Raw genomic sequence first — 24,796 nt, 5'->3', positions numbered from 1 at the left:
CTGCCAAGACCTTCGAACCGGACGTTGCCGGCAGAATCGCGTGCATCTGAGACGGGTTCGAGGATGCCGCGACATTGTGATTGGGCAGACCTGTCCGCATAGTATTCCATTAAACCGCGTTAACTGCAAATTTCGCCCTCCTCCCCGCAAGCTTGATGTGCGAAATCCTTGCTTTAGAGTGCAACCGTGAATCGGCGCAAAGGTGGGGAAAGTGATCATAACGAAATGGTTTAAGCAGGAGAAAAACCTGCTAGTGGCACTGGCGATTGCTGTCGTCGCCTATGTCGGCGAGCATTCCATACTGGAAATGGGCCAAGGCACTGCGATGGTCGCCGCCGTGGCATTGATCGCGACGATTGTATTAGCATCCATGCGCGTCGCCCACCACGCAGAGACCCTCGCCGTCAAGGTCGGCGATCCCTACGGCACGATGATCCTCACTCTTTCGGCCGTTGCGGTCGAAGTCATCATCCTCGCCATCATGATGAGCGGCGAGAGTTCGCCGACGCTGGTGCGCGATACCATCTATGCCGCCGTCATGCTCGATATCAACGGCATCCTCGGTCTTGCTGCTCTTCTCGGCGGTCTGAAACATGGCGAACAGCCCTATAATGACGATTCCAGCCGGACCTATGGCGTTATGATCTTGACCGCTATGGGCATTTCGATGATCGTGCCCGAGTTCATCCCGGATGCGAAATGGCACTACTATTCGGCCTTCACCATCGTCGCGATGATCGCCCTCTATGCGCTGTTCCTGCGCATGCAGGTCGGCCGGCACAGCTATTTCTTCAGCTACAGCTATCCGCGCTCGGAGAAGAAACTCGCTGCCGGAGAGGCTGAAGAGCATCATGAAGAAGAATCCACGACAACTTCGATCGTCACGATCTTGATCGGCGTCGTGCTGATCGGCGTGCTGGCGGAATTCATGTCGGCCTTCATGGATACCGGCCTCAAGGGCACGGGCGCTCCGCCCGCCATCGCCGCGATCGTCGTTGCCGCCATCTCCGCCGCACCGGAAATTCTGACTGCTCTGCGGGCGGCGCTCAGAAATCGCATGCAGGCGACAGTGAATATCGCTTTAGGCGCCTCTCTTTCGACCGTCATCCTGACGGTGCCGGTCATGGAGGCGATTGCGCTCTATACCGGCCAGCCCTTCATGATGGCCATGTCGCCAGTGCAGACGGTCATGGTAATGATCACCCTGATCGTCGCCGCCATCAACCTCAACGACGGCGAAACCAACGCCATTGAGGGTATGACCCATTTCATTCTCTTCGCCACTTTCATCATGCTGACAGCGCTCGGTCTTTGATTCCGATTTCAAAGACTTGCGCCGACTGGCGGATTCAAATTGCGAAACGCTTGGATCAGTTGATGAAGATGAAACCATCAACCTGAATGCAAAAAGCCCACCATCTCTGGCGGGCTTTTCAATTGAACGATTATGGGTCGCTTACTTGCAGGCGGCGCAGAAGCGCTGGATGCGGCGGCAAGCTTCCTCGAGCAGCTCCTCCGAAGTCGCGTAGGAGATGCGGAAGTTCGGGCCGAGGCCGAAAGCGGAACCGTGGACGACCGCCACACCTTCCGATTCCAGCAGTTCGGAGACGAAATCCTCGTCCGTCTCAATGACCTTGCCGGTCGGAGCCGTCTTGCCGATCAGGCCGGCGCAGGACGGATAGACGTAGAAGGCACCTTCCGGAACCGGGCAGGAAATGCCCTTCGCCTGGTTCAGCATCGAGACTACGAGATCGCGGCGACCTTCGAAGATCTTCTTGTTGCGCGGAATGAAGTCCTGCGGACCGTTCAGCGCTTCGACGGCAGCCCACTGGGCGATCGAGGTCGCACCCGAGGTCTGCTGACCCTGGATCATGTCCATCGCCTTGATGAGCTGCAGCGGGCCGGCAGCATAGCCGATACGCCAGCCGGTCATCGCATAGGCCTTCGACACGCCGTTCATCGTCAGCGTGCGGTCGTAGAGGCTCGGCTCGACCTCGACCGGAGTGGCAAACTTGAACTCGCCATAGGTCAGGTGCTCGTACATGTCGTCGGTCAGGATCCAGACATGCGGATGCTTGACCAGCACGTCCGTCAACGCCTTCAGCTCAGCATGCGAATAGGCCGCGCCCGACGGGTTGGACGGCGAGTTGAACATGAACCACTTGGTCTTCGGCGTGATCGCCTTCTCAAGATCGGCCGGCTGAAGCTTGAAGTTGTTGGCCTGTGTCGTGGCAACGAAAACCGGCGTGCCACCGCACAGCGACACCATTTCCGGGTAGGAAACCCAGTACGGCGTCGGGATGATGACTTCATCGCCGGGGTTCAGCGTCGCCATGAAGGCGTTGAACAGGATCTGCTTGCCGCCCGTGCCGACGATGGTCTGCTCGGGAGCGTATTCCAGATTGTTCTCGCGCTTGAACTTGGCGGCGATCGCCTTGCGCAGTTCCGGAATGCCGGCGACCGGCGTGTACTTCGTCTCGCCGCGATTGATCGCGTCGATGGCCGCCGTCTTGATATTATCGGGCGTATCGAAATCCGGCTCACCGGCGCCGAGGCCGATCACGTCGCGTCCTTTTGCTTTCAGCTCGCGCGCTTTCTGGGAAACGGCGATGGTGGCAGAAGGCTTTACACGGGAAAGAGCGTCGGCAAGAAAGGCCATGGTGATCGGTCCTATTCGGTTGAAAATGGCAGAAAGCCTGTGGACCAGATTTCTGCGCTAAGCTCTATGTCGAATATGGGCCGACGTTTCAAGCACAAAGGCGTCACAGTGGCTTTATTTCATGGGTTTCCGGGCCATGTGCATAAGCTTTCCTTACCCGGCTAGAAGCCAGGCCGCGAGCGCGCTTGCCGGTTTTGCCCCGACCGCATGGATCGTAGCCAGGCATCGCCGCTCGATCCAAACTTGAATCATTACGCGAAGCGCCTGAATCGGATTCTGAGGACGCTGGGAATTTCTAATAGAGATCAAATACTTCCCTCGGTATCAGCTTCCCACGAGGCCGGCCGGATGCCTCTCGCGTGCAAAACGCCTCCCTCGCAAGCAGGCGTGAATGAGCCGAAAAGCATCCATCAGTCAAAAGCGAGAACACAAAGACGTTATCGGCTCCGCAACCAGCCTTGAATGGCAACTGAACGGCCCCACCTTGCAAAAGCGAGGCTATTGGGAGGTCAGACAGATGCGTGAGGCAAAAGCGGATTCAGGCGGAAACCGATTTGCGATCGCCTTGATGGTCTGTGCCCTGCTGACGGCAACATCGGTGTTTGCCGAACCTATACAGACCATCCAGACGCAAAAGGTCGACGTCAAGGTCGAGACGATCGCGGCCGGGCTGGAACATCCCTGGGCGGTTGCCGTACTGCCCGATGGTGCCTATCTCGTGACCGAACGGCCAGGCCGCATGCGGCTCATCCGTGATGGCAAGATTTCCGCTCCAATCTCAGGCGTCCCCAAGGTTTATGCCCATGGTCAGGGGGGCTTGCTGGATGTGGAACTCGATCCGAAATTCTCCAGCAACCGCACCCTTTATTTCACCGCCTCGGTGGCAGGCGACGGCGGAAGCGGTACGGCCGTATTCCGCGCCACACTATCTCCTGACGAAAAGCAGCTGACCGATGTGAAGCGCATTTTCGTGATGAACAAGCTGTCGCGCGGAAATCTCCAATACGGCTCGCGCATCGCGATCGCCCGCGATGGTAGCCTTTTCGTCAGCCTTGGCGATCGCTTCCAACAGGATCGCGCACAGGATTTTCACGACGATGCCGGCTCCATCATCCATATCGGCGCCGATGGCAGCATTCCTGCCTATAATCCGTTCAGAGACGGAAAGCGTGCCCTTCCCGAAATCTGGACGAAGGGCCATCGCAATCCTCAGGGCATCACCTTCGACAGCCAGACGAACAAACTCTATACGGCAGAGCACGGCGCCCGGGGCGGCGATGAGATCAACACGCCCGAAGCCGGCAAGAACTACGGCTGGCCGGTCATCTCCTATGGCGTCAATTATAACGGCACGAAAATCGGCATCGGCACCGCAAAGGCAGGTATGGAGCAGCCGCGCTTCTATTGGGATCCTTCGATCGCCCCCGGCGCCATTGCAGTCTATCGCGGCAAGATGTTTCCCGAATGGAACGGCGATTTCCTCGTCACGGCGCTGAAGTTCGAACTGCTCTCACGGCTAAGCCAGGACGGCAAAGGCAAAATCACCGAGCGGGAACGCATGTTTGGGGGAAAATTCGGCCGCTTACGCGACATAACGGTCGCGCCCGACGGTGCGCTGCTGATCACGACGGATGAAAGCGACGGTGCGCTTCTGAGGATTTCGAGAGCAGCAAGCTAGGCTCAACGCGCCGCTTGGGCATCTTTCGGCCTTGCCGCAAGCAAAAGCAGCTGCTAACGGTCGGCCTCATTCTTTCCTCCCCTTCCCGCAGGATGCAGATGTCTCGCATACAGGCGAATTTGTTGTTGTTGCTTGCCGCCGCGATCTGGGGCGGCGGTTTCGTTGCGCAATCGACAGCGATGAAGGCGATCGGGCCCTTCTGGTTCATCGGCCTCAGATTCGCCGTGGCCACCATGGTCGTCCTGCCTTTCGTGTGGATGGAAAACAGGAAGGCCGCCAAGCCGCTGACGCCTCGCAACTGGCTCTTCTTTCTGCTGATTGGCCTCGCTCTCTTCGGCGGAGCGGCAACGCAGCAGCTCGGCCTACTGACAACGACGGTCACGAATTCCAGCTTCATCACCGGTCTCTACGTGGTCTTCGTGCCGCTGATCGCCGTTATCTTTCTGCGCCGCTCGCCGCATTGGGTCATCTGGCCCGCGGCATTGATGGCGCTTTGCGGCATCTACCTGCTGTCGGGTAGCTCCTTCTCGCGCCTCACCGTCGGCGACTTCCTGACCGTGATCTGCGCACTCTTCTGGGCAGCGCAAATCACGCTCGCCGGCTCCGCCGTTAACGACACCGGCCGGCCGCTCGGTATTTCCGCCACCCAGTTTGCCGTCACCGCCGTTCTCGCCCTCGCGGTTGCCGCCGCCATCGAACCAATCAGCATCGCCGATATTAGCGCCGCACTCGGCGAGATCCTCTATGTCGGCATCTTTTCCTCGGGCCTGGCTTTCGCGCTGCAGATCATCGGGCAGCGTTATACGACTGCTCCCCAAGCCGCGATCTTCCTGTCTTCGGAGGCACTGTTCGGGGCTTCGCTGGGAGCCTTGCTGCTCGGCGAAACCATCGGCCCTCTCGGCTATGCCGGCTGCGCCTTGATGTTTACGGCGATGCTGGCCGTGGAATTGGTGCCGGAATTGACTCGGCGGCGCGACGCCACAGCATAAAAAACGCCGGAAATGCGCACTTTTAGGCGCTTGACGGCATGGCACGCCAAAATTTTTCGAACAATCGAAAACGGCTGTTCACACCAGCGGATTTGGGGAAATTTCGTCAAAACTATATCGCGAGCGATGTAAAACCCTTAGAAAGTTGTTTCAAAGTGGGAAAATTTGCGAATCGCCTTAACATATTCGCGTTACGGTATTGTGCCTGTTGTGCCACGTTAAAAAACTTTTGCTTGCCAATTTCCCATAAACACAGCACTCTCAACAGTGTTCGGGCATTTTTAGAGCATGGGAAGTCCTAATAGAATTGCGAGCCGGAAACGCTAATATTCCGGTCAGCTTGGTCGAGAAGCGGGGTGGCAAACATCGCATCGAGATCATGCCGAGTTACGGGGACCTTTTCCTTCAAATTTCGAGAACTGCCTGCAAGCGCCCGCAAGGGCAACTGAAGTAATGCTGCCCGTGTGGATGGTGGGCAGAGAGAAAAGGACCTGAGGCATGGCCGAGACTGGCACTGTAAAGTTTTTCAATACCGATAAGGGCTTCGGTTTCATCAAACCGGACAAGGGTGGCGCGGACATCTTTGTACACATTTCTGCAGTTCAGGCTTCTGGTCTGGCAGGATTGTCGGAAAACCAGAAGGTAAGCTTCGACACGGAACCGGATCGCCGCGGCAAGGGACCGAAGGCCGTCAATCTGCAGATTGCTGGCTAAGACACCTTACGGCTTTCAAATTCGAGTTGAGGCCCGGCAGCAATGCCGGGTTTTGTCATTCAGTCTGCATTCAGTTTGCCACGTATAATTTGCCTCCCATGAAAGGGCGGGAATGACTTTTGTCCCGCTTCCGTTAGAGGATAGGCCAATGACCATACTCGGCAAAACGCTTGTCATGTCCGCCGTCGCGGCGGCATTGACGATCACTTCCGTGAGTGCCGCTTCCGCCGACGAATACTGGCGCCATCATAACCGAGATGGCTGGGCATTCGGGGCCGCCGGGCTCGCAACCGGCCTGATCGTCGGCTCCGCCATTGCCAGCCAGCCGCGCTACGTCGAACCGGCCCCGGCCTATGTCGACCCAGGCTACGACGCTCCTCCCCCTGGCTACTACTATCGCCCAGCACCGCGCCGCGTCTATGTCGAACGCGACGTCAGCTATTATGCGCCAGCGCCGGCATACGGTCTGCGTCCCTGGTCGTCCGCATGGATGCGCTATTGCTACGACCGCTACAGAAGCTTCGATGGCCGCACCGGTACCTATGTCGGCTTTGACGGCATGCGCCATTTCTGCACGGCCGACTGATTTCAGACGTGCCCCTAATGACAATGCGAGGAACCAAGGCGCCGCTTCCGAGCGGCGCCTGATTGATGCGGAATAGCTCCTATCGGGAAGCGTTCGTCTTTCCGCCTGGATTTGCGGCAGCGTCCCCGCATTGCCGTCTCTCGCACACTGAACGCTCCACGCCTTCTCTGAAACAACGTCTCTGATAAGAACGCCGGCCCCATTGCGCCCAAAACTCTCATCCAGACACTCTGTGATAATGTCCTGCCATGGTCACACTGGCATTTTATGCGTGTTGCCATCATTTCTGGCTGCGCGAAGAAGCTTTTCAGAGGTTGGAGAATGGGCGTCAGGAATTACTTGATCGACGGCGTTTCTGGAGCTGGCAAGACCTCTGTCGCCACCGAACTGCAGCGGCGCGGCTACCATGTCATCCATGGCGATCGGGAGTTGGCCTATAAGGGCGATCCGGAAACGGGTGAACCGCTGGATGCCTCTGTCCTTCGGGAGCACATTGGCGATGTGGCCTTCGGGCACAGACATCACCTTTGGGATGTCGGCAAGGTCAAATCCCTCGTCGCCGATCGAAGCAATCCGACCACCTTCTTCTGCGGCGGCTCAAGGAATTTTCATTGCTTTATCGATCTGTTCGATGAGGTCTTCGTGGTCAACGTCGATCTGGACACACTAAACCGCCGGCTTGCCGCCAGACCGGAAGATGAGTTTGGCGGCAAGCCCGCCGAGCGAGACATCATCGTGCGATTACACGCGACGCAGGAGGACATTCCGAAGAACGCGATAAGCAGCGACGCAACAGTGCCGCTCGCCAATGTTGTCGACGATATTCTTTCCAGATGCCACGGGAATGCGGGGCAAAAGGCCCGCTGATAACGCTTTGCCTACAGCCCACGCAGGAAGGGATTGGTGCGGCGCTCGTCGCCGATCTTGCTCCCCGGCCCGTGACCACAGATGAAGCCGACTTCATCGCCAAGCGGGAAAACCTTGTCGCGGATCGATTCCAAAAGCTGCTGATGATTGCCGCCGGGCAGATCGGTTCTGCCGATCGAGCCGTTGAACAGCACGTCGCCGAGATGTGCAAAGCCCTGCTTCCTGTTGACATAGATGACATGGCCGGGCGCATGGCCGGGGCAATGGAAAACCTCGAATTCATGCTCGCCGAAGGAAACCTTGTCGCCCTCCTTCAGGAAGCGGTCCGGCGTGACGTTGCGCACGCCGCTGATGTTGAACATCTTGCCTTTGGCTTCGATATCCTCCAGCAGGAAGCGATCGTCCTCATGCGGGCCGATCACCTCGATGCCGAGTGCCTCACGCACCTCGTCGGCACCGCCGGCATGATCGATATGGCCGTGTGTCAGCCAGACGGCCTTAAGGGTAATGCCGTTCTCGCGCACCGTCTGCAGGATGATATCGACATCGCCGCCCGGGTCGACCACCACGCCTTCCTTGGTCTCCGGATCGAACAGGATAGTGCAGTTCTGTTCGAAAGGGGTCACCGGAATGATGCCGGCCTGGAGCATGCCCATGGAGCGCCTCGTCTGTTTGATCGTCGTACTGCCGGTATAACGACAAACATCAGACAAAGCAGCCCCCGAAGCTTCAAAGTGGTCCAAACGCGGCAACCGAACCTCAAGATTCGATAATACCCATGTTTTCAAATGTTTATTTGATCCTCCCATCGAACGATGACCTATTGGTGCCCGGCAAACCGGAACACTCAGGCACTCGAAACGTTGAAGGTAGGTCTTTCAAGACAGAAGGAGAAAACCAATGTCCTTGAAGAGAAATCTGTTGCTGACCGGCTTTGTCCTTCTCGGCAGTGCGGGTCTCGCCCAGGCCGAGATGGCCGCAACCACCGCCACGGATATAGAAGTTCGTTCCGGGCCCGGTGCGGAATTCCCGACCGTTGGTGTCGCCACTCGCGGGTCCGAAGCAACACTCGACGGCTGCGTCGAAGGTAGCCGCTGGTGCCGGGTCGACGTCAATGGCATGCGCGGCTGGGTCTATGCGCAATATCTGAGCGTCGAACAGAATGGCACCTCGGTCGTCGTTCAGGACCACCGGGATGATCTGGGCATTCCCACCATCACCTATGAACAGACTGATCCGATCCAGACCGGCAGCGTCCAGCGCGTTCAGCCCGATCCGAGCGACGAATTGCTGGGGCCCGTCGATCAGAGCGGTGGCGATGTAGTCGCAATCACCCCGCCTGAGGAAGTCCGCACCTATATCGACGACAATCCAGTCGATACCGTTCAGTTGCGTGGAGATCTGGTGGTTGGCGCCACCATTCCGCAAAGCGTGGAAGTACACCGTATTCCAGACTACCAATACAGCTACGTCGAGGTAAACCACCAACCCGTATTGGTCGATCCGGGTACACGCCGCATCGTCTACGTCTACCGCTGATTCGCCTCGCAGGACCACATAAGATGGCGAAATTGACATGCGGCGGGTCGGCCGCATGTCCAAACCGAGGATTTCCCCTGAAATTATTAGGGAATTCTCCCGTTTGAGTTGCTCTTCTATTTCCAGCGATCCGTGCATGATGTAATCCTAATATCGATGAAGGATTATCGCCGCTCCCTGGCATCGATCCGGGACGCCGCGAGAGGGCATCCGGAAGCGTCTCCGGAACTATGGGAGAAGGGCAGTCATGGAAAGTCTAGGGCCTATCATTACGCAATTGATTGCCGGTGCGATCGGTGGCAACGCCGCGAGCGCCGTTTTGAAGCAGGATGGGATCAATCTCATTGCGAGAACGATCGCCGGTGCCGTGGGTGGCCTTGGCGGCGGCCTGATCCTGAACCTGATCGGCAGCGAAGCTCTCACCGGCCTCATCGCGCAAGGCATATCCTCATTGGTCGCCGGCGGCGTGCTCTCCGCGATCGTCGGTGCCGTTCTCGGCCGTAAGTCGTAACTAGATCGGATCGCACAAGCCGGGCCGACAAACACCCGGCTTGTGCGGATCAACATCAATTCCGTTTGGCAACAGGCGCATCTCGCCCCTGCCTTGAAGCGGATGGCGCGGAAAAGATACCCGCTTTCGCGATGGTTGCCGCTCGACGGCCGGGCATGCGCGAGACCTTCAGCAAGGGCGCCTGCCTCTCGCCCCATTGCTCTCGAACAATCTCGCCACCTCAAGGCACGATTGCTATCGGCCATATTCTGCCCCTGTGGCGACAGATTAATATACAGGATATGTTGGAGTTTTTGCGGGACCGCGCTTAATTTCCCGATAGGGCAGCCCGTTCGGGCCGCACGGCATTGTGCAAAAGCGGGCAACGACGTAGAAATGCGTCAACAGAGCTGACATATTTTTGCGGAAGTTTCCCGGATGCTCCATAATAGGAAAGGAAATGTCACGGTGCCACGACAGATGAGCCAGAATGCGGCAAAAACGGAGCTGCTGGGCACACCGATGCAGAACGCGGGAAGCATCGATTTCGAGATTATCGAGCTGCTTTTCTTCGCCTACCGTGATTTTGTCTCCGATCCGGACCAGATCCTCGTCAAGAGCGGTTTCGGCCGGGCCCATCATCGTGTCGTCCATTTCGTTAACCGCGAACCAGGCATGACGGTTGCGGACCTTCTGGAAACATTGCAGATCACCAAACAGAGTTTGGCGCGGGTTCTCAAACAATTGATCGATTCGGGTTATATTCGCCAGGTCGCAGGTCCGGAGGACCGGCGGCAGCGCAAGCTGTTTCCGACGCAAGCCGGCCGCGATCTGGCGCTGGCGCTGGCCGAGCCGCAATCGCGCCGCATTGAAAGGGCATTCGAAGGCGCGTCGGAAGCGACGCGCGAAAGCGTGAAGCGTTTCCTGAGGGGAATGCAGACGGGGAAATGACGGCGATTCAGCCCGCTGTGCCGGTGCGGAGTGCCTCAATGCAATCGATGGGTAGGACAGGATCGAGACGGACCGAATGACGACAAAAGCAGCAATCTCGGATGACGCAGCACATCTTTTGGTGGTGGACGACGACACACGTATCCGTGCCCTCCTCAATCGTTACCTCATGGAGAAAGGTTTTCGCGTCACGTCTGCTGCCGATGGCGCCGAAGCCCGCCGCAAGCTGGAAGGGCTCGACTTCGACCTCATCATCATGGATGTGATGATGCCCGGCGAATCCGGCATCGCGCTGACGTCGAGCCTGCGGGCGATCAAGAACATTCCGATCATCATGTTGACGGCACTGGCTGAAGCCGACTCCCGTATAGCGGGCCTTGAGGCCGGCGCGGACGACTATCTGCCAAAGCCCTTCGACCCGCGTGAGCTGGTATTGCGCGTCAACAATATCCTTCGCCGCAATGCGCCCGCCGATTCCCCGAAGATCGAGCTTGTGATGTTCGGACCTTACACGTTTTCGCTCACCCGCAAGGAGCTGAAGAAGGCGGCGGAACTCATCCGGCTTACCGACCGCGAGCAGGAAATCATGCTGTTGTTTGCCAAGCGCGCCGGCGAGACCATCCCGCGTCACGAGCTCATCGGCAATGACGCGGAGGTGGGCGAACGAACGATCGATGTGCAGATCAACCGGCTGCGCCGAAAGATTGAAGACGACCCGGCCAACCCTATCTGGCTGCAGACGGTGCGTGGCATCGGCTACCGCCTTAGCATAGACTGAGATCGGCTCCGCGGGACCAGGTGATGGTGACATTCGATTCGATCAGACGCGACCAGGATCACACGCCGTCCAACGGATTGCGGTGGCTTTCGCGCTGGATGCGTCGCTATATCCTGCCGACCGGCCTCTATGCCCGCTCATTGCTGATTTTCATTCTGCCGATGATCATCCTGCAGGCGGTGGTTACCGTCGTCTTCATGGAGCGCCACTGGCAGATGGTGACTCAGCGCCTGTCGATGGCGACAACGCGCGACATCGCCGCCATCATCACCATCATCCAGACCTATCCGCAGGATGCCGACTATTCCGCCATCACCCAAATGGCACGCCAGAAGCTCGATCTCGCCATTTCGATCGAACCGGGTGGCGAGCTGCCGCCGCCCGCCGAAAAACCGTTCTTTTCGATCCTCGACGGCATTCTGAGCGACGAGATCCGCGATCAGATCAACCTGCCCTTCTGGATCGATACCGTCGGCAACTCCAGCCTGGTCGAAATCCGCATCAAACTGCCCGACAAGGTGCTGCGCGTCTTCGCCAAGCGCAGCCAGACTTATGCGTCCAATACCCATATCTTCATTCTGTGGATGGTCGGCACGTCTCTGGTCCTGATCGGTATCGCCGTCCTGTTCCTGCGCGGCCAGATCCGTCCGATCCTGGCTCTCGCCCAGGCGGCGGAAAGCTTCGGCAAAGGACAGCGACTGGAAAACTATTCCCCTCGGGGCGCCGACGAAATACGCCGCGCCGGTCTCGCCTTCATTCTGATGCGCGAGCGCATCGAACGGCAGATCGAGCAGCGCACGGCGATGCTCTCCGGCGTCAGCCATGACCTGCGAACCGTTTTGACCCGCTTCAAGCTGCAGCTTGCCCTTGTCGGGGAAAATCCGGATCTTGCCGGCCTTAGCGAAGATGTGGAGGACATGCAAAGCATGCTAGAGGGCTATATGGCCTTCGCACGCGGCGAGGCAGAAGAAGATGTCGGTCAGTTCAAGCTCAGCGATATCTTCGAGAAGATCCAGCAGGACTTCACGCTGCACGGTAAATCCATGAGCTTCTCCATCGACGGTGACGATCAAATCTCCGTCCGGCCGAATGCCTTTACCCGCCTGGTGACGAACCTTGCCACGAACGCCCGGCGCTATGCCAACAGCCTACGTATCGAGGCAAGGCACAGTGCTAAATGGCTGACGATCATCTTCGATGATGATGGCCCCGGCATTCCAGCCGCGGCGCGCGATGACGTCTTCAAACCGTTCTTCCGGCTGGATTCGGCCCGCAATCTCGACAAGTCGGGCACAGGCCTCGGCCTTGCCATCGCGCGCGACATCGCCCGCAGCCATGGCGGCAACGTCACGCTTGGCGACAGCCCGCTCGGCGGCCTGCGCGCCACTATCCGCATTCCTGCCTGAGGAGGCGTCACATGGCGATCGATATCGATGGCATGCACTGGCTGAATGCGCCGCCGATGTGGGAGGTGAACCAAGGACGATTGTTTGTCCGTTCCGGCGACAAGACCGATTTCTGGCAGGAGACCTATTACGGCTTCCATCGCGACAACGGTCATTTTCTCGGCACGCCGCGCCGTGGCGATTTCACCGCAGCAGTCACCTTTGTCGGCCACTATCGCGAGCTTTACGATCAGGCCGGCCTGATGATCCGCCACGATGCCAGGCGCTGGATGAAATGCGGGATCGAATATACCGACGGCGCCAGGCATTTCAGCGTCGTCGTCACCAATGGCAATTCCGATTGGTCGGCCTTCCGGCTCGATCATGAATTCGATGCCATGTCGGCACGGGTCACGCGCAACGGCGATGCCCTCTTCATCCAGTATCGCACCGACCGCATGAGCGAGTGGCGCATGGCGAGGCTCGCCTGGTTCGATCCAATGCTGGAGGAAGTGTCGGTCGGTCCCGCCTTCTGTTCGCCGCAACGCGAAGGCTTCGAAGCGGAATTTCTCGATTTCAGCCTGAGCGATCCGCTATCGAAGGACATTCACTGAGGGCACTTCCCTTCGATTGCGAAAGGGGTACCGCTCACATCATCTTCTTGCCGTTCGGCACCGGCTGGGTCACCGCAGCGAGAACGATCGCGCCGGACTCATCCTCGAAACCGAGCGTTAGCACTTCGGAACGCACCGGTCCGATCTGGCGTGGCGGGAAATTGACCACCGCCAACACCTGCCGGCCGATAAGAGTTTCCGGCGTATAATGTACGGTGATCTGTGCGGAGGAGCGCTTGATGCCGATCTCCGGCCCGAAATCGATTCTGAGCTTATAAGCAGGCTTGCGTGCTTCCGGAAAAGTCTCCGCTTCGATGATCGTTCCGACGCGGATATCCACCCGCTCGAAATCGCCATAAGTGATCTCTTCCGTCATCTCTTACCTTTAAATTCAGCCGGCCAGTTCCTGCGCCCGCTTGCGCGCCGCTTCGAGGGCCGCATCGAACAGGGGCTGCATGCCGTCCTCTGCCATCAGAACGCCGAGTGCCGCCGCGGTCGTCCCGCCGGGAGATGTCACATTCTGGCGCAGGCGCGAAGCGTCGTCGGGAGACTGGTGCAACAATTCACCAGCCCCCGCGACGGTTTCCCGTGCGAGCCGCATGGCGAGGTCCGCCTGCAGGCCAAGCTTTCGGCCCGCCTCCGCCATGCATTCCACGAGATAAAAAACATAGGCAGGCCCGCTGCCCGAAACCGCAGTCACCGAATCGATATCGGCTTCGCCAGGCACCCATTCGACCGGACCGGATACCTTCAACAGGTTCTGGACCAGCTGTCGCTGGCGATCGCTTACGCGCGCATTGGCAAAAGCGCCGGTCACGCCGCGCCCGACCATGGCGGGCGTATTCGGCATGGCGCGCACCATGGCCGCGTCTCCCAGATGCCTCTCAAGCGCAGAGAGCGTCTTACCGGCCGCGATGGAGACGACGACGGTCGTCTCTCCGACGAGCGGTTTGAACGGCGGCAGAACCGCGTCCATGAGTTGCGGCTTGACGGCGATGAAGAGAACGCCCGCCGTCAAGCCTTTCGGAACTTCGGTGACATGGCTTGCGCCCGCATCCGCAATCATTTTCCGCATCGCTTCGGCCGGATTGGGATCAACGACAACGACCGAAGAGCCCGGCACGCCGTTTTTCAGCCACCCCGTCAGCAATGCGCCACCCATATTACCCGCGCCGATCAGAACGATCGGCCCGGAGGACGCAAATGCATTGGCGGATTGTTCACCTGTCATATCACGCTTCGCCTACCGTTTCAAAGAGTACGGCTTCCATGGCGCGGTTTGCATCGAGCCCGGACCATACGACAAATTGGAAAGCCTGATAGTAAGCCTCGCATGTGTCAAGCGCGTTGGAAAGCAGCACTTCCACCTGCCTGTTCGTGGGCTCCGCCCCACCCGACAAGAGCAGCGATTGACGGAAGATGACGATGTCTTCCTGACGCCACAGATCGAAGTGGCCCATCAGCACCTGCCCGTTGATGCAGGACAAGAGCTTGATCACCTCGTTGACGCGCGGGTCCGGAACCTTGACATCGAATGCGCAGGCTATGTGCAGCGCCTCGAATTCCTCCATCCAGGAGAACGAGACGTGATAGTCGGTCCATCGTCCTTCGACGGTCATGGCGATTTCGTCTTCGCCCGACCGTTCGAACGACCAGTCGTTGTTGGCAGCAACGAATTCGATCATGTCGACCGGATTCGATTGTCGTTCGGCTTCCATTTCCATAAGGCTCATGCAGCACCTTCTTGACCGGATCGGTTGCAGTTTTCCCGTGGCTCGACACTGAAAGAACGCAAACAATTTTACTCCGGAAACATCCTCGGGATGATGTTGAACGGCTGCCAGACTAACGCTTCCACCATGCCCGGGGCTTACCAAGTCCGTTTCGAATCATCATTTAAAATCAGTGTATAGTGGCATGCCCGGCATGCCAGCCCCTGAACGGTGATTTTGGAAACGGCACTGTGGAAAGCTCTTCGGACGCCTATTCAGAAGGGAGTCATAACCGACTCTGGCGATTGGCTTTTTTGCCTATGTCCACAGGTGGAAAAACTGACGGAAATTTTCAGAGGAAAAAGGCACGGCAAACGGGTGCCGCGCCGATCAGCAAACAGAAGTCCAGGCTTATTTGCCCTTTGAAGCGAGCTTGGCTTCGAGCGCTTCGATTCTCGCCAGCAGTGCCTCGTTTTCGTCGCGCGCCTTGATCGCCATTTCTCGAACGGCCTCGAATTCCTCGCGCTTGACGATATCCATGCTGTTCAGCCAGCGCTCGGCATGGGCATTGAAGGCGGTCTCGATTTCGCGGCGCACGCCCTGGGCAGCACCGGCGGCATCGGTCATCAGCTTGGCGAATTCATCCAAGATTCGGTTCGGTCCAGTGCTCATGGCAATCTCCTTGCAGCCGTCGGCCCTCAACGGTCAGGCATCGATATGGGCCAGATAGTGCTGAGGTAGGATTTCCAAGGGGCCGATGCAAGCAAATTGAGATAGGACTGGACAACCGGAGCTGCCATCTCGGCGAGATCAACAATCGACTTGACCGTTTCGACAGCGAACGCCATGTTCCGCGCACATTTTGGATATTTAGCATGATCCTGCCCCGAAATGGCACGGTGCTTTCGGGAACATGCTGCAACGGGCCTGACGATCTTGCTGACATCCGCCAATCTCGCCGCCATCCTGCCTTTTCCGGATATCGATCCGGTCGCCGTTTCTCTCGGCCCGGTTTCAGTCCATTGGTACGGACTTGCCTATGTCGCTGGCATTCTGCTCGGCTGGTTCTATGCCAGGCGGCTGGTCGATAACGGCAGGCTCTGGCTGAACGATACAGCACCGATGACGCGCCAGCATCTGGATGACTTCATTCTCTGGGTAGCCTTCGGCATCGTTCTCGGCGGCCGCATCGGCTATATCCTTTTCTACGATCTCGATCCGGTCCTGGCCAATCCGATCCGTGCCATCGAAGTCTGGAACGGCGGCATGTCTTTCCACGGCGGATTAATAGGCACCACCATCGCTATGATTTTGTTCGCAAGGCGAAACAAGATTCCCGTCTGGAGCCTGTTCGATATCGTCGCCGCCGTCGCCCCGATCGGGCTTTTCTTCGGCCGTATCGCCAATTTCATCAATGGCGAGCTCTGGGGTCGCGTCACAGATGTTCCCTGGGCGATGGTCTTCTGCAGCCCACATGTGATCGCCGCCCATAACGGCGTGTGCCCTGCAGGCCCAGACCCGCGGCACCCGAGTCAGCTTTATGAAGCCGGCATCGAAGGCATCATCCTCTTCCTTATTCTCTTTGTGCTTACGCGCTGGGCGCTGACGCTGAAGAAACCGGGCACGGCCAGCGGCATTTTTGTCATCGGCTACGCTTTCTCGCGCATTTTTGTCGAATTCTTCCGTCAGCCTGACGAGCAGCTCGGTTATCTGCTCGGCACGAACTGGCTGACGATGGGGATGGTGCTTTCGCTTCCGATGGTGGCGATAGGCCTTTGGGCCGTTATCCGCGCCCGTCAGGCAGCGGCAAGGCAGATAGCTTGAGGTGGAGTTCAATATCGCGTGGTCTTCTTGAAAGACACTCCCAGTCTGTCTGGGCCACGCATTAGCGAAAGCATAGAATGACGACGGCGCTCGGGGAAAAAATCAAAGCCATCATCCGCACCAACGGACCATTGAGCATCACCGATTATTTTTCGCTGTGTCTCGCCGATCCGGTGCATGGTTACTACAAGACGCGCGAACCTTTCGGGCAATCCGGCGACTTTGTCACCGCGCCCGAAGTCAGTCAGCTATTCGGTGAGATGATCGGCGTCTTCATGGTGCATGCTTGGCAGCGACATGGAACTCCTGCCGAGGTGCGTCTTGTCGAAATCGGTCCGGGCCGTGGCACGATGATGTCCGACATGCTGCGCGTCATCGGCAAGCTGGCCCCGCCGCTCTATGATGCCATGACGGTCCATCTCGTCGAAACCAGCGAGCGCCTGCAGGGCTTCCAGCGCCAGACCCTTGATGCCTACGGCGCAAAAATCTCCTGGCATACGGATTTCGGCGAGGTGCCTGAAGGTTTCACCCTGCTCGCTGCCAACGAACTCTTCGACGCCATTCCCATCCGCCAGTTTGTTCGCACCGCCAACGGCTTCCGCGAGCGCACGGTCGGCCTCGACGCCAACGACGAGCTGAGCTTCACGGCGGGCGTCGCCACGCTCGATCCTGCACTTCTTCCAGAGGGCGGACTGCCGCCGATCGGTACGATTTTCGAAATCGCACCCGCCCGTCAGGCCGTTATGACGACGATCTGCGATAGGCTTGCCGCTCATGGCGGCACGGCGCTTGCCATCGACTACGGCCACATGGCGACAGGCTTCGGCGATACGCTGCAGGCCGTGCGCATGCACGAATACGATCCGCCGCTGGAACATCCGGGCGAAGCGGATCTCACCAGCCATGTCGATTTCCAGCATCTGGCGCAAACCGCCCTCGCCTCCGGCATGCACATCAACGGCTGCTGTCATCAGGGCGATTTCCTCGTCGGTCTCGGCCTGCTGGAGCGGGCGGCAGCCCTTGGCAGAGACCAGGATGCGGCGACCCAGGAGAATATCCGTGTCGCCGTGGAAAGGCTGGCAGGCGCCGGCGAAGGCAAGATGGGAGAGCTCTTCAAGGTGCTGGCGGTCTCCAGCCCGGCGATCGATCTCCTGCCCTTTCGTCCCGTCGGCTGAAACGTGACCATCGATCCCTACGCATTGACAGTGCGCGCCGGACTGGGCCAACATCCCAGTCAAATCGAACTGCTTCGCCGCGGCTGCGTTATTCATCGCACGACAGGCTGAACCAAGACATCAAGGGACACTGCAGTTGCCGACACCACTTGCAAGCACGCTGCTGAGCGCCGCCGAGGCTGCCGGCATTCGCCATGGCTATTTCACCCGCGCCGGCGGCGTTTCCGAAGGCCTTTATCGCGGGCTGAACGTGGGCTTGGGTTCGCATGACGATCGCGAGCACGTGCAGGAAAACCGCCGCCGCGTGGCCGGCTGGTTCGGTCTGCCCGTCGAACGGCTCGCTACCGTGCATCAGATCCATTCACCCGATGTCGTGACAATCGGCACATCTTACGATGGCAGCCGGCCGCAGGCCGATGCGATGGTCACGGCGACACCGGGCATCGCAATCGGCGTCCTCGCCGCCGATTGTGGCCCCATCCTTTTTGCCGATCCGGAAAATCGGGTGATTGGCGCCGCTCATGCGGGGTGGAAGGGCGCGCTGACCGGCGTGCTGGAAAATACCATCGATGCGATGGAAGCGCTTGGCGCGCGACGTGAAGCGATCCTTGCCTGCCTCGGCCCGTCGATCAGCCAGGCGAGCTATGAGGTAGGTCCCGAATTCGTCGAGCGCTTCATCACTCATGATCCCGATTATGCCAAATATTTCGCCCCTTCGGAACGCGACGGTCATGCCATGTTCGATCTGCCGTCCCTCACGGTCGATCGGCTGCGCAAGGCGGGCGTCACCGCCGAAAGCCTGAACCTGTGCACCTATCCGGATCCTGAGCGCTTCTTCTCCTATCGGCGCACGACGCATGCGAAGGAGCCGGATTACGGACGGCAGATTTCCGCCATCGCCATCGGAAAGGCAGCTTGATATGGCCGTGCATTTCGAACGCAGCGAATTCGATGCTCGTCTGGCACGGTTGCTGGCGAGAATGCAGGAAGAAAAGCTCGATGCCATGCTGCTCTTCGCACAGGAGAGCATGTATTGGCTGACGGGCTACGACACGTTCGGCTTTTGCTTTTTCCAGACGCTGGTTGTCAAGGCGGATGGGTCGCTGACGCTCCTGACGCGCTCGGCCGATCTGCGTCAGGCGCAGCTGACCTCCGTCATCAGCGACATCCGCATATGGGTCGACCGCGTCAACGCCGATCCGACGCTCGATCTCAAGGAGCTCTTGTCCGATCTCGATCTGCTCGGTGCCCGTATCGGCGTCGAATACGACACTCACGGCATGACGGGTCGCATCGCTCGCCTGCTCGATCATCAGCTTGCAAGCTTTGGACAGATCATCGATGCCTCTTATCTTATCAGTCGTCTGCGTCTGACGAAGAGCCCGGCGGAAATCGCCCATGTCGAACGGGCCGCCGCACTGGCCGACGATGCCCTCGACGCAGCCCTGTCTGTGGTCAAGGCCGGCGCGGACGAGTCGGATATTCTCGCGGCCATGCAGGGCGCCGTCTTTTCGGGTGGAGGCGATTATCCCGCCAACGCATTCATCATCGGCTCGGGTGCGGAAGCCCTGCTCTGCCGCTATAAGTCCGGCCGCCGCAAGCTCGACGCCAATGACCAGTTGACGCTCGAATGGGCCGGTGTGGATGCGCATTATCACGCTGCCATGATGCGCACGGTCGTCATCGGCACTCCCAGCCATCGCCATCGTGAGCTCTACAGCGCCTGCCTGGAAACCCTGCAGGCGATCGAAACGATCCTGATGCCGGGGCATACTTTCGGCGACATCTTCGACATTCATGCGAAGATCATGGACGAGCGCGGCCTTGCCCGCCACCGGCTGAACGCCTGCGGCTACTCTCTCGGCGCCCGCTTCTCGCCGTCATGGATGGAGCACGAAATGTTCCATATGGGCAATCCCTTGGAGATCCAGGAGAACATGTCGCTCTTCGTCCATATGATCATCATGGATTCCGACAGCGGCACCGCCATGACCCTCGGACAAACCTATTTGACGACCTCACAGGCGCCAAAAGCCCTTTCTCGCCACCCTCTCGAATTTCTTAACCGTTAGGGGCGTAAGATAGCGATCCTGGACGGTAAGACCGTCGGGAGAAAGGATCGCGTCTATGGGACTGGTCAGGATAACGTTGACTGTCGCCGGCTTTTGCCTCGCGCTCTCCGCCTGCAATACCACGGACGCCCTGACGCCGCCCGAAGCCATCGGTGATGTCAGCTCCAGCCCGGTCACGCAGCGCGACGTCGAGCGCATGGCTTCAGCGCCCCAGCGCCGCCAGGTCTATCAGGACACGCAGGACAGTTACGGTTATCGGCAGCAGACCTCCCAGCAAGCCTATCAGCCGCAAAGTTACGGCGGGAGCGGCACGCTCGACGAGCAGGCCTCGGCGCTGAGGTCGAGCGGCAGCAATCCATATGCCTCCCGCCCGCTCGACGGCTCCCGGACCGCCTCCATCGCTCCGTCTAACAATCAGTTTTCGGAGGCCGACGAGCAGCGCGAGGCCGACCGGCGCCTGTCGGACGACCCACCGTCACAGCAGCAGCAACAGAGTGCAGACGATCCTCAACCGGAACAGCAGCAGCCGGATCAACAGGCGTCGCTGCCGCCCACGGCCGCGGCCGGCGGCAACAGCGTCCGCTTCCTGCCGATCATCGGCGCTCCCGTGGAAGCCGTCACTCCGCTGTCGCGCCAGCTTGGTGCCGACGCCCGTTCGCTTGGCCTGACGATCAAGAGCTCAAGCGATTCCAGTGCCGCCTATATTCTCAAAGGCTATCTTTCCGCCTTTGAAGACGGGCCGCAGATTTCCGTGACCTACGTTTGGGATGTGCTTGATAGCAACGGCAACCGTGTCCACCGCATCCAGGGTTCAGAAAGCGCGCCTCTGAAGCGTGGCGACCCTTGGTCGGCCGTTCCTCCAACGGTCATGCAGAAAATTGCCACCAAAACCATGTCGGAATTCAATTCCTGGCGCGAATCCAACGGTGGATAGCTAAAAGCTTTTCAGAAATATGAAGCTAACGTGTCTCTCCCTCTTGCATTCGAGAGCAAGGCGGTTAAAAGCGCGGCTATCAGGTTGGTAATAGGCGGGCCACAATGAAGGTTTTCGCAGGCAATTCGAACCGGCATCTTGCCGAAGCGATCTGCAATTATCTCAACGTTCCCTTGGGAAGAGCTAGCGTCCGTCGGTTCGCCGACCAAGAGATTTTCGTAGAGATCCAGGAAAATGTACGCGGCGAGGATGTGTTCCTCGTGCAGCCGACGTCGTTTCCGACCAACGATCATCTTATGGAACTGCTGATCATGATCGATGCGATGCGCCGCTCGTCGGCGCGGCGCATAACCGCGGTTATCCCCTATTTCGGCTATGCCCGCCAGGATCGTCGCGCCTCGGGGCGCACCCCGATCTCGGCCAAGCTGGTGGCCAATCTGATCACCGAGGCCGGCGCTGACCGCGTGCTGACCCTCGACCTGCACGCCGGCCAGATCCAGGGTTTCTTCGATATTCCCACGGACAATCTCTATGCGGTTCCGATCCTGACGCGCGATATCAAGGCGAATTACGATATTGGCAACGTGATGGTTGTCTCGCCCGATGTCGGCGGTGTCGTGCGCGCCCGCGCCCTGGCAAAACGTCTCGACTGTCTGTTGGCGATCGTGGACAAGCGCCGCGACCGCCCGGGTGAGTCCGAAGTGATGAACATCATCGGCGAAGTGGCCGGGAAGGATTGCATCCTGATCGACGATATCGTCGATTCCGGCGGCACGCTTTGCAATGCTGCCGAAGCACTGCTCGCACAAGGTGCGGCAAGCGTTACCGCCTATATCACTCATGGCGTTCTCTCCGGCGGCGCGGTGACCCGCGTGGCAAATTCGAAATTGAAGGAACTGGTAATTACCGATTCCATCCAGCCGACGACCGCCGTACTTTCGGCGCCGAATATCCGCGTCATCACGACGGCGACCCTCATCGGCGAAGCCATCAACCGCACCAGCCAGGAAGAATCGGTTTCAAGCCTGTTCGACTGAGCCTGAGGCCCGCCTCAGGTGGCCTTTGCTCCCGCAGGATGCGCCTGTTTCCATGCGAGCAGACCAATGCCCAACAGCCCCGAGATGAAGACGGCCGCGCCCGATCCCATAATCGAAGGCCCGATGCCGAACCACGCAAACAGGGTTGGCGACATCAGGTAGGCCAGAAGCAGGCCGGTGAATATCGCGCACATCAATAGACGATAGACCTGCGCCAGACGATGCGGCTCGCAGCGCGTCTGCATCAGGTGCAGCGTGGCAAGGTTCTCGAAGGGACCGTTGATCGCCGCAAAGCAGGCAACGATCATCAACCCGATCCGATCATGCATCAGCGGCAGCAGGAAAACGCCAGATCCGAAAATGAGCTTCGCCACGATGATCCAGACCACCGGCCGGCGCGGCTTGACGCTGCCGAGGATCAGGTTGGTGGTCAGGTTGCCGACGCCGTAGGCCGTCATCATCAGGCTATAGTCGGTCAACGGGTTGGCGCTGGTTTCGCGCAAATGCAGGATCATGCCGAGCAGGATGCCCATCGCCCAGGCAACGTTTCCCATCAGGTTGGTGAAGAGGCCATAGAGGATTGCCGCATGGCCCCGCGCTGCGCGCCAGCCACCGAGAACGCCGTCCACCACAGCCGCCATTCCGGAGAAATCCCGGCGCCGCGGCGGCGTTGGAAGTTTCGCCACCGCCAGCCACACGGCAAGCGCCGACAATATGAAGGTAGCAGCCGTGACCGTGAAGAACTGAGATTTCGGCAGGAGCCCATTCACAAGCGCGATCAGGCTCGGGCCGAGAATACGCGCCATGCGGCGGGTGGCATCGAACAAGCCGTTGGTCGCATGCCGGACTTCGGCATCGACGGCAATCACCGGCAGAGTCGCCTGCAGCGACGGATCGAACGTCGACGTCAACAACGCGATGCTTCCGGCAAGCACGATCAACAGCGGCAGGCTCATCAGATGCAGAAGACCTGCCAGGGACAGCATCAGCAATAGAGCCGCACGCAGCAGATCGGCAGTAATCATCGTCGTGCTGTGCCGCCAGCGATCCGTGACGATGCCGCCGAACAGGCTGCCGAACAGCAGCGCACCGGACTGCAATGCGGAGACATATCCCGCATCGCGGCCGATGAAGTCGGCCGCAATCCAGACGACTGCGACCATGTAGAATTCGGAGCCTGTAGCCGCCAGCACCTGGCCTGCCCATAGGAGAGAGATCGAGCGCTGGCTCAGCGGCTTCAGGACGAACATGATCGCATTCTGATTTCGGAATGGCTTACTTCATGACCTGCCCGTTGACCGTCACGTGACCGTCGTCGGAAAGATCGATATCCCAGCGCGAGCGTCCATCGGCATCCGTCTTGGCAAAGCCCTTGGCCATCATCAGGCCGAAGGAGAGCTGAGACAGATCCTCCTTGGTCTTTGCGGCCTCCTGGATGGCGGCGATCGTCTTATCGAGATCTCGGGCAAGAACCGTCATCTTCATGGCGACGCGGTCCTTTTCGGTCAGCCAACCGCGCATACTGCCCGAAGCCTCGACATCATAAAGACCCGAGACGGCGCTGATCTTCGGGAAGTTGATGGTCATCGTCCCGTCGGGGAACATGGCCTTCTGCAGCTTCTCGTCCAGGGCTTTATCGCTCTCCGGGTTCTTCAAATCGGCTTGCTGGAACACATCCGCCAGAGCGGAGAAATTCAGGTTCGGCACCTGTACCTGTATATCGGCCGTATCGGGAATGAAGGCGACATAGTCTTCAGGGATCAGGCCCGTTTCCAGGGCAAGCTTCTCGGCATTCAGGCCGAAATCGGCGTTCATGGCATTGGCTGGCCCGGCTACCTTGAAGAAATAGCCTATCTTCTGCACGCCGCCATTGCCGAATGGCGTCGTGACCGCAATGTCCTTGATCGCGACGGACTCCTCGAAGGAGCCGACAATCGGCATCGCATCCATCAGCAGGGCCTTGACCGCCTTGCTGTCGGCATCGGAAAGCGTCTTCTCATCCTTGTGTTCGGAGACGAACTGCAACAGGGAATTCACCGCCTTCAGCGGCAGCCTGGTCGCGCCAGCGTTGAAGTCGATCGCCGCGATCTTGATTTCTCCGAGCGTTGCATCGTCGGCCGAAATCTTGTCGTAGAGCGATTGCAGGCTGCCGTTCATCTTGAGATCGAGCCTGCCCGGCTCACCGCTGTCTGCCGATGACAGGGTATAGACGATACGGTCGGCCGTCGCGTCATTCTTCTGGACGCTCTTATCTGCGTCGGTGGTCTTTGTCGCGATGGTGATGCCGTTGCCCTTCATATCCATGGAACGCAGATAGTGAAGCGCAGGGTCGAACACGCCCTGGAAGGTCGATGACGCCAGGGCATAGCGAAATTCGGTGTCGGGACCGCTGCCGGGCTTGGACTTCGCCGTGATATCGAAGGCATTGTTGCCTTCGATGTTCCAGAGGCCGCTATCGAGCGGCGTCGCCAGCATCATCAAAGGCTTGAGGCCGCTGATGGCGAAATCGCTCACGTTCAACTTGTCGAGCAGCTTCTGCACATCATAGGTGACTTCATAGTGCGTGCTGACCGGCTTGACCGAAATCGCACCGCTCTTGGCGATATCATCAGGCAGGAAATAGGTCAGATTGCCGTAGAGATCCTTGGCACCTTGCTCGCTGACGTCAGCCGCCTGCACAAGGCCAGCCACGCCGGCAGCGAGAACAGCCGCCGTGGCAACCGCTTTGAAACGCATAATTCACCCCCAAATATGATGGAAAAGAAACGTGGAAATCTGGAAAGAGCCGAGTG

At 58.9% G+C, this 24,796-nt stretch carries 26 protein-coding genes; 18 read left to right on the top strand and 8 right to left on the bottom strand.

Going from position 1 to position 24,796, the window contains the following annotated elements; all coding sequences use genetic code 11:
- The first annotated feature begins 211 nt into the window (after positions 1-211).
- On the top strand, positions 212-1,315 hold the full coding sequence (locus GDN47_RS03590; protein WP_113351866.1) for a calcium:cation antiporter: 1,104 nt from the start codon (positions 212-214) through the stop codon (positions 1,313-1,315).
- Between the two features lie 141 nt (positions 1,316-1,456).
- On the opposite strand, the gene GDN47_RS03585 is transcribed toward GDN47_RS03590, so the two are convergent.
- A complete protein-coding gene (locus GDN47_RS03585; RefSeq protein WP_152092636.1) occupies positions 1,457-2,659 on the bottom strand; it encodes a pyridoxal phosphate-dependent aminotransferase in 1,203 nt (400 codons plus the stop codon).
- A gap of 517 nt (positions 2,660-3,176) precedes the next feature.
- Between GDN47_RS03585 and GDN47_RS03580 the strand changes: the two genes are divergently transcribed.
- The 5 genes from GDN47_RS03580 to GDN47_RS03560 all read left to right on the top strand — a co-directional run bounded on the left by GDN47_RS03580 (position 3,177) and on the right by GDN47_RS03560 (position 7,493).
- Positions 3,177-4,337, top strand: a complete 1,161-nt coding sequence (locus GDN47_RS03580; protein WP_152092635.1) for a PQQ-dependent sugar dehydrogenase — start codon at positions 3,177-3,179, stop codon at positions 4,335-4,337.
- A 98-nt stretch (positions 4,338-4,435) separates the two neighbouring features.
- Positions 4,436-5,326, top strand: a complete 891-nt coding sequence (locus tag GDN47_RS03575; RefSeq protein ID WP_152092634.1) for a DMT family transporter — start codon at positions 4,436-4,438, stop codon at positions 5,324-5,326.
- A 498-nt stretch (positions 5,327-5,824) separates the two neighbouring features.
- On the top strand, positions 5,825-6,040 hold the full coding sequence (locus GDN47_RS03570; protein ID WP_004116423.1) for a cold-shock protein: 216 nt from the start codon (positions 5,825-5,827) through the stop codon (positions 6,038-6,040).
- Positions 6,041-6,188: 148 nt separating this feature from the next.
- Positions 6,189-6,626: a BA14K family protein gene (locus tag GDN47_RS03565; protein WP_152092633.1), complete on the top strand. Its 438-nt coding sequence runs from the start codon at positions 6,189-6,191 to the stop codon at positions 6,624-6,626.
- A gap of 321 nt (positions 6,627-6,947) precedes the next feature.
- Positions 6,948-7,493 carry a DEAD/DEAH box helicase family protein gene (locus GDN47_RS03560; protein WP_152092632.1) on the top strand — a complete coding sequence of 182 codons (546 nt, stop codon included), beginning with the start codon at positions 6,948-6,950 and terminating at the stop codon, positions 7,491-7,493.
- An 11-nt stretch (positions 7,494-7,504) separates the two neighbouring features.
- Here GDN47_RS03560 and GDN47_RS03555 read toward each other — a convergent pair whose 3' ends face one another.
- On the bottom strand, positions 7,505-8,149 hold the full coding sequence (locus GDN47_RS03555; protein WP_113332256.1) for an MBL fold metallo-hydrolase: 645 nt from the start codon (positions 8,147-8,149) through the stop codon (positions 7,505-7,507).
- A gap of 244 nt (positions 8,150-8,393) precedes the next feature.
- On the opposite strand from GDN47_RS03555, the gene GDN47_RS03550 reads away from it, so the two are divergent.
- The 6 genes from GDN47_RS03550 to GDN47_RS03525 all read left to right on the top strand — a co-directional run bounded on the left by GDN47_RS03550 (position 8,394) and on the right by GDN47_RS03525 (position 13,250).
- Complete coding sequence (locus GDN47_RS03550; protein ID WP_113332255.1) at positions 8,394-9,032, top strand: DUF1236 domain-containing protein; 639 nt, start codon at positions 8,394-8,396, stop codon at positions 9,030-9,032.
- Between the two features lie 247 nt (positions 9,033-9,279).
- A complete protein-coding gene (locus GDN47_RS03545) occupies positions 9,280-9,543 on the top strand; it encodes a hypothetical protein (protein ID WP_092711633.1) in 264 nt (87 codons plus the stop codon).
- A gap of 459 nt (positions 9,544-10,002) precedes the next feature.
- Positions 10,003-10,473, top strand: a complete 471-nt coding sequence (locus tag GDN47_RS03540; RefSeq protein ID WP_173002452.1) for a MarR family winged helix-turn-helix transcriptional regulator — start codon at positions 10,003-10,005, stop codon at positions 10,471-10,473.
- A gap of 76 nt (positions 10,474-10,549) precedes the next feature.
- Positions 10,550-11,251, top strand: a complete 702-nt coding sequence (locus GDN47_RS03535) for a response regulator (RefSeq protein ID WP_069612646.1) — start codon at positions 10,550-10,552, stop codon at positions 11,249-11,251.
- 23 nt (positions 11,252-11,274) lie between these two features.
- Entirely contained in the window at positions 11,275-12,657 is a 1,383-nt protein-coding gene (locus GDN47_RS03530; protein WP_069612647.1) for an ATP-binding protein, read from the top strand.
- Positions 12,658-12,668: 11 nt separating this feature from the next.
- A complete protein-coding gene (locus GDN47_RS03525; protein ID WP_113351861.1) occupies positions 12,669-13,250 on the top strand; it encodes a DUF1349 domain-containing protein in 582 nt (193 codons plus the stop codon).
- A gap of 34 nt (positions 13,251-13,284) precedes the next feature.
- Here GDN47_RS03525 and GDN47_RS03520 read toward each other — a convergent pair whose 3' ends face one another.
- The 4 genes from GDN47_RS03520 to GDN47_RS03505 all read right to left on the bottom strand — a co-directional run bounded on the left by GDN47_RS03520 (position 13,285) and on the right by GDN47_RS03505 (position 15,634).
- The gene (locus tag GDN47_RS03520) at positions 13,285-13,626 is read right to left on the bottom strand and encodes a tRNA-binding protein (RefSeq protein ID WP_069612649.1); all 342 of its coding nucleotides are present in this window, start codon (positions 13,624-13,626) and stop codon (positions 13,285-13,287) included.
- 15 nt (positions 13,627-13,641) lie between these two features.
- Entirely contained in the window at positions 13,642-14,481 is an 840-nt protein-coding gene (gene proC / locus GDN47_RS03515; RefSeq protein ID WP_113351860.1) for a pyrroline-5-carboxylate reductase, read from the bottom strand.
- 1 nt (position 14,482) lies between these two features.
- Positions 14,483-14,983 carry a type III secretion system chaperone family protein gene (locus GDN47_RS03510; RefSeq protein WP_069612651.1) on the bottom strand — a complete coding sequence of 167 codons (501 nt, stop codon included), beginning with the start codon at positions 14,981-14,983 and terminating at the stop codon, positions 14,483-14,485.
- Positions 14,984-15,373: 390 nt separating this feature from the next.
- The gene (locus tag GDN47_RS03505) at positions 15,374-15,634 is read right to left on the bottom strand and encodes an accessory factor UbiK family protein (RefSeq protein ID WP_069612652.1); all 261 of its coding nucleotides are present in this window, start codon (positions 15,632-15,634) and stop codon (positions 15,374-15,376) included.
- Between the two features lie 264 nt (positions 15,635-15,898).
- Here GDN47_RS03505 and lgt point away from each other — a divergent pair, with 264 nt between their 5' ends.
- The 6 genes from lgt (at position 15,899) to GDN47_RS03475 (ending at position 22,004) form a co-directional block, all read left to right on the top strand.
- Entirely contained in the window at positions 15,899-16,786 is an 888-nt protein-coding gene (lgt, locus tag GDN47_RS03500; protein ID WP_113352040.1) for a prolipoprotein diacylglyceryl transferase, read from the top strand.
- A gap of 77 nt (positions 16,787-16,863) precedes the next feature.
- On the top strand, positions 16,864-17,961 hold the full coding sequence (locus tag GDN47_RS03495; protein WP_113332252.1) for a class I SAM-dependent methyltransferase: 1,098 nt from the start codon (positions 16,864-16,866) through the stop codon (positions 17,959-17,961).
- Between the two features lie 136 nt (positions 17,962-18,097).
- Complete coding sequence (gene pgeF, locus GDN47_RS03490; RefSeq protein WP_113351859.1) at positions 18,098-18,880, top strand: peptidoglycan editing factor PgeF; 783 nt, start codon at positions 18,098-18,100, stop codon at positions 18,878-18,880.
- A gap of 1 nt (position 18,881) precedes the next feature.
- Positions 18,882-20,033: a M24 family metallopeptidase gene (locus GDN47_RS03485; protein WP_113351858.1), complete on the top strand. Its 1,152-nt coding sequence runs from the start codon at positions 18,882-18,884 to the stop codon at positions 20,031-20,033.
- Between the two features lie 55 nt (positions 20,034-20,088).
- Entirely contained in the window at positions 20,089-20,967 is an 879-nt protein-coding gene (locus tag GDN47_RS03480) for a hypothetical protein (protein ID WP_113351857.1), read from the top strand.
- A 104-nt stretch (positions 20,968-21,071) separates the two neighbouring features.
- Positions 21,072-22,004, top strand: coding sequence for a ribose-phosphate pyrophosphokinase (locus GDN47_RS03475; RefSeq protein ID WP_069612657.1), 933 nt, complete (start codon positions 21,072-21,074; stop codon positions 22,002-22,004).
- Between the two features lie 14 nt (positions 22,005-22,018).
- On the opposite strand, the gene GDN47_RS03470 is transcribed toward GDN47_RS03475, so the two are convergent.
- Together GDN47_RS03470 and GDN47_RS03465 are read right to left on the bottom strand one after the other, a co-directional pair.
- Entirely contained in the window at positions 22,019-23,254 is a 1,236-nt protein-coding gene (locus tag GDN47_RS03470; protein WP_152092630.1) for an MFS transporter, read from the bottom strand.
- 25 nt (positions 23,255-23,279) lie between these two features.
- Positions 23,280-24,740 carry a hypothetical protein gene (locus GDN47_RS03465; protein WP_152092629.1) on the bottom strand — a complete coding sequence of 487 codons (1,461 nt, stop codon included), beginning with the start codon at positions 24,738-24,740 and terminating at the stop codon, positions 23,280-23,282.
- Positions 24,741-24,796: the final 56 nt, after the last annotated feature.

Origin of the sequence: Martinezella dioscoreae, assembly GCF_009176305.1 — a bacterium.
GTDB lineage: Bacteria > Pseudomonadota > Alphaproteobacteria > Rhizobiales > Rhizobiaceae > Rhizobium > Rhizobium dioscoreae.
This window is presented reverse-complemented; position numbering and strand designations above follow the sequence as displayed.